Raw genomic sequence first — 4,267 nt, 5'->3', positions numbered from 1 at the left:
CGCTGGCCGGCGCGGACGCGGCGTACGTCGCCTACGCCCCCGACCTCGCCGTGCCGGGTGCGCCCGAGCGGGTGGAGGCGCTGGCGGCGCTGGCCGCCCGCCGCGGCCTGCGCCGCCTCGTGCTGCTGTCCGGCCGGGGCGAGGACGGGGCCCGGCGCGCCGAGGACGCCGTGCTGGCCGCCTTCCCCGGCGCCACCGTCGTGCGCTGCGCGTGGTTCATGCAGAACTTCTCCGAGGACTTCCTGCTCGACGCGGTGCGCGCCGGGACCCTCGCCCTGCCGGTGGGGGACGTGCCCGAGCCGTTCGTGGACGTGCGCGACGTCGCCGACGTGGCCGTGGCGGCGCTGCTGGAGGACGGGCACGCCGGGCGGGTGCACGAGCTCACCGGCCCGGAGCCGCTGACGTTCGCGCAGGTCGCGACGACGCTGAGCCGTGCCACCGGCCGGGACGTCGCGTTCGTGCCGCTGCCGGTGGCGGAGTTCACCGGCGCGCTGCGCGCCGGGGGCGTGCCCGACGACGCGGTGGCGCTGCTGGAATACCTGTTCACCGAGGTCCTCGACGGGCGCAACTCCGCGGCGACCGACGACGTCGCGCGTGTCCTCGGCCGCCCGGCCCGGCGCTTCGCGGACTACGCGCGCGAGGTCGCGGCCGGCGGGGTGTGGAACCCCGCCTGACGGCGCGGCCCGTCGGAGCGGTCGGGCGGTGGTCGCAAGGCGTGGCGGGGACGTTCGGTGTGCGACACGCCGGTGGCGGGCGGCACGACGTCCCCGTCACGGGCCTACGAGGGCGAGAGAGGGACGTCCGGGCGCGACACGCCGGGGTGGCGGGCGCCGAACGTCCCCGCCAGGCACGGGCAGCACCCCGCCACGGGCAGCACCCCGGCCGGGGACGGCTCAGTCCAGCACGGGGCCCGCCTCCGGGGAGGCGGCACCGGTGGGGGCCGTCCCCGCCCGCAGCGACGCGAACGCCTCCTCCAGCACGTCCAACGCCTCCAGCAGCAGGTGCTCGGGCATCACCAGCGGCGGCAGGAAGCGCAGCACGTTCCCGTACGTGCCGGCCGTCAGCGTCAGCACCCCGCGGGCGTGGCAGAAGGCGTTCACCGCGGCCGTCGCGCCCGGGTCCGGCTCCAGCGTGCCGGGCTGCACCAGCTCCACGGCCAGCATCGCCCCCCGGCCCCGGACGTCGCCGATCAGCGGGTGGCGCCCGGCCATCTCCCGCAACCGCGGCAGCATGACGTCGCCGATCGCGCGGGCCCGGGCGGGCAGGTCCAGCTCCTCCACGGCGGCGATCGCCGCCAGCGCCGCCGCGCACGCCACCGGGTTGCCCGCGTAGGTGCCGCCCAGACCGCCGGCGTGCACGGCGTCCACGATCTCCGCGCGGCCGGTCACGGCCGACATGGGCATCCCCCCGGCGATGCCCTTGGCGGTGGTGACCAGGTCGGGCACCACGCCCTCGTGCTCGCAGGCGAAGAGGTCGCCCGTGCGGGCGAAACCCGTCTGGATCTCGTCGGCCACGAAGACGATCCCGGTGCCGCGGCAGAACTCCGCCAGCGCCGGCAGGAAACCCGGCGCGGGCACGACGAAACCGCCCTCGCCCTGGATCGGCTCGACGACGACGGCGGCGACGGACCCCGCGCCGATCTCCTTGTCGATGCGGCTGATCGCCTCCGCGGCGGCGCGCTGCCCGCTGCGGCCACCGTCGCGGAAGGGGTAGGACATCGGCACCCGGTACACCTCCGGGGCGAACGGGCCGAAGGAGTGCTTGTAGGGCACCGACTTCGCCGTCAGCGCCATCGTGAGGTTCGTGCGGCCGTGGTAGGCGTGCTCGAACACCACGACGGCCTGACGCCCCGTGGCCGCGCGGGCGATCTTCACCGCGTTCTCCACCGCCTCGGCGCCGGAGTTGAACAGCACCGAGCGCTTCTCGTGCGCACCGGGGGTGAGCCGGTTGAGCGCCTCGCAGACGGCGACGTACCCCTCGTACGGGCTGACCGTGAAGCAGGTGTGGGTGAACGCCGCCGCCTGCTCGGCCACCGCGCTCGTGACGCCCGGGTGGGAGTTGCCGACGTTGACCACGGCGATGCCCGCACCGAGGTCGATGAGGGAGTTGCCGTCCACGTCCACGAGCACACCGCCGCCGGCCGCGGCGACGTACACCGGCAGTGCGCTGGTGCAGCCGGCGGCCACCGCCGCGGCGCGGCGGGCGTGGAGTTCGCGCGAGCGCGGCCCGGGGATCTCCGTGACGAGGCGGCGCTCCTGCGGCAGGCCCGGCCCGCCGGGTCGGGCGGCGGTGGCGGCAGGGGCGGTTCCAGCGGTCACGGGGGGTCCTTCCGTCGCGCGGGCACCGGCGGCCTCTCCGCGCGCCGGCGGGTGCCGCCGACGCTACACGCTGCGCGAGACGCCCCCCACCGCTGACGGCTGCTCCACGCCGGCCCGCGGCGCCGGCTGCGACCCGGGTACCCGCACCACCGGCACCGGGCCGCGCAGGTCCACCACGGTGCCCGGCGTGTCCGGGTGGCCCAGCAGGTAGCCCTGCGCCCCGTCGCAGTCCAGGCGGCGCAGCGCCTGCAGCTGCGCGGCGGACTCCACGCCCTCGGCGATGACGCCGATGCCGAGGGTGCGGGCCATGCCGATGATGCTGGAGAACAGCTTGTCGGCCTGCTGGCGCTCACCGAGGTGCGCGGTGAACTGCCGGTCCACCTTGATGTGGTCGATGGGCAGCATCTGCAGGTGGGCCGGGGAGGAGCGCCCGGTGCCGAAGTCGTCCACGCCGATGCGCACGCCCATCGTGCGCAGCGCGTGCAGGGTGCTGACGCTGGCGCCGGCGTCCTGGGCGAGCAGGTCCTCGGTGACCTCCAGGCACAGGGCCTCCGCGGCGCGCCCCCGCGGCAGCGACGACTCCACGACGTCGACGAGGTTCTGCTGCACGAGCTGGCGGCGGGAGACGTTCACGGAGACGGTGAGGTCGAAGTCGTCGCCGCCGGCCTCGTACCAGCGCCCGAGCTGGCGGCAGGCCTCCTGCAGCGCCCAGTTGCCGATGTCGACGATGAGGCCGGTGCGCTCGGCGATCGGCACGAAGTCCGCCGGCTCCAGGAGGCCGCGGGTGGGGTGCTCCCAGCGCAGCAGCGCCTCCAGCGAGCGCACCCGGTCGGTGTGCAGGTCCAGGATCGGCTGGTAGTGCAGCCGCAGCTCCCCGCGCTCGGCGGCGCCCGCGAGGTCGTCCTCCACCTGCCGCTTGGCCAGCGCCTGCGCCTGCATGCCCTCGTCGAACATCTCGAAGCGGGCCTTGCCGCGCTCCTTGGCGCGGTAGAGGGCGGCGTCGGCCCGGCGCAGCAACCCGGAGGGGTCCACCTCCTCGGTGGCCAGCGCGATGCCGACGCTGGGCGTCATGCGCAGGCTGCGGCCGGCCAGCTCGAAGGGCTTCTCCGCGATGGAGGCGATGATGCGCTCGGCGATGCGGCTGGCGACGACCTCGTCGCCGACGTCCTCGCAGAGCACCGCGAACTCGTCGCCGCCGAAGCGGGCCACGGTGTCCTCCGGGCGGACGGCGGCGCGCAGCCGGTTGGCGACCTCCACGAGCATGGCGTCGCCGACGAGGTGGCCGTACACGTCGTTGACGCCCTTGAACCCGTCCAGGTCCATGTAGAGCACCGCCGTGCCCCGCTCGGCGCGGCGCGCGAGGGCGTGGGTGAGGCGGTCGGTGAACAGCTGCCGGTTGCCCAGGTCGGTGAGCGGGTCGTGCAGCGCCTGCCGCATGGCCGCGTCCAGGCTCACCTGGCGGGCGAAGCCCTGCGCGTCGAGGCGGTGGGCCGACTGCCGGGCCACCAGGAGCAGCAGGGCAGCGCTGACGACCCCGCCGGCGAGGGTGGTGAGCAGGTCGCTGACGCGGCCGGCGGGGACGAAGGGCTGCACGAGCGCGACGACGCCGACGACCACGAGGGGGGAGACCAGCGCCCACGGGACGATCGTGGTGCGCACGTCGTCGCCGGCGGCGTCGCGCACCGACCACGGCCAGCGCGGCGCCGGGGATCTGTCGTCGCGGTCGCGACCCACGAGCTGCTCTGCCTCCCTGGCCGGGGCGAGCGGCCTCCGATCCGCGTCACCACTGTTGGTGAGCCAATGGTGACTCTTCGCTCAAGAGCTGTCCACATGACGCGCCGCGGCGGGCACCTGCCCCACATGTGCCCCCGACACCGCCCCCGACGCCGCCCCCGCGACCCGCCGGCGGTCGTCCGGCAGCCGCACCGTGCGCCCCGTGCGGTCCAGCA

The 4,267-nt window shown here is 75.8% G+C and carries 3 protein-coding genes; 1 reads left to right on the top strand and 2 read right to left on the bottom strand.

Features of this window, described 5'->3' with window-relative positions; genetic code table 11:
* A partial coding sequence (locus ABEB16_RS01620; protein ID WP_345710531.1) for an NmrA family NAD(P)-binding protein occupies positions 1 to 674 on the top strand: 674 nt, incomplete at its 5' end.
* A 219-nt stretch (positions 675 to 893) separates the two neighbouring features.
* Here ABEB16_RS01620 and gabT read toward each other — a convergent pair.
* Both gabT and ABEB16_RS01610 read right to left on the bottom strand, forming a co-directional pair.
* Complete coding sequence (gene gabT, locus ABEB16_RS01615) at positions 894 to 2,318, bottom strand: 4-aminobutyrate--2-oxoglutarate transaminase (protein ID WP_345710530.1); 1,425 nt, start codon at positions 2,316 to 2,318, stop codon at positions 894 to 896.
* 63 nt (positions 2,319 to 2,381) lie between these two features.
* The gene (locus ABEB16_RS01610) at positions 2,382 to 4,052 is read right to left on the bottom strand and encodes a putative bifunctional diguanylate cyclase/phosphodiesterase (RefSeq protein WP_345710529.1); all 1,671 of its coding nucleotides are present in this window, start codon (positions 4,050 to 4,052) and stop codon (positions 2,382 to 2,384) included.
* Between the last annotated feature and the right edge of the window lie 215 nt (positions 4,053 to 4,267).

The sequence above is a fragment of the Kineococcus glutinatus genome, from assembly GCF_039542765.1.
In the GTDB taxonomy this organism is placed as follows: Bacteria; Actinomycetota; Actinomycetes; order Actinomycetales; family Kineococcaceae; genus Kineococcus_A; species Kineococcus_A glutinatus.
This window is presented reverse-complemented; position numbering and strand designations above follow the sequence as displayed.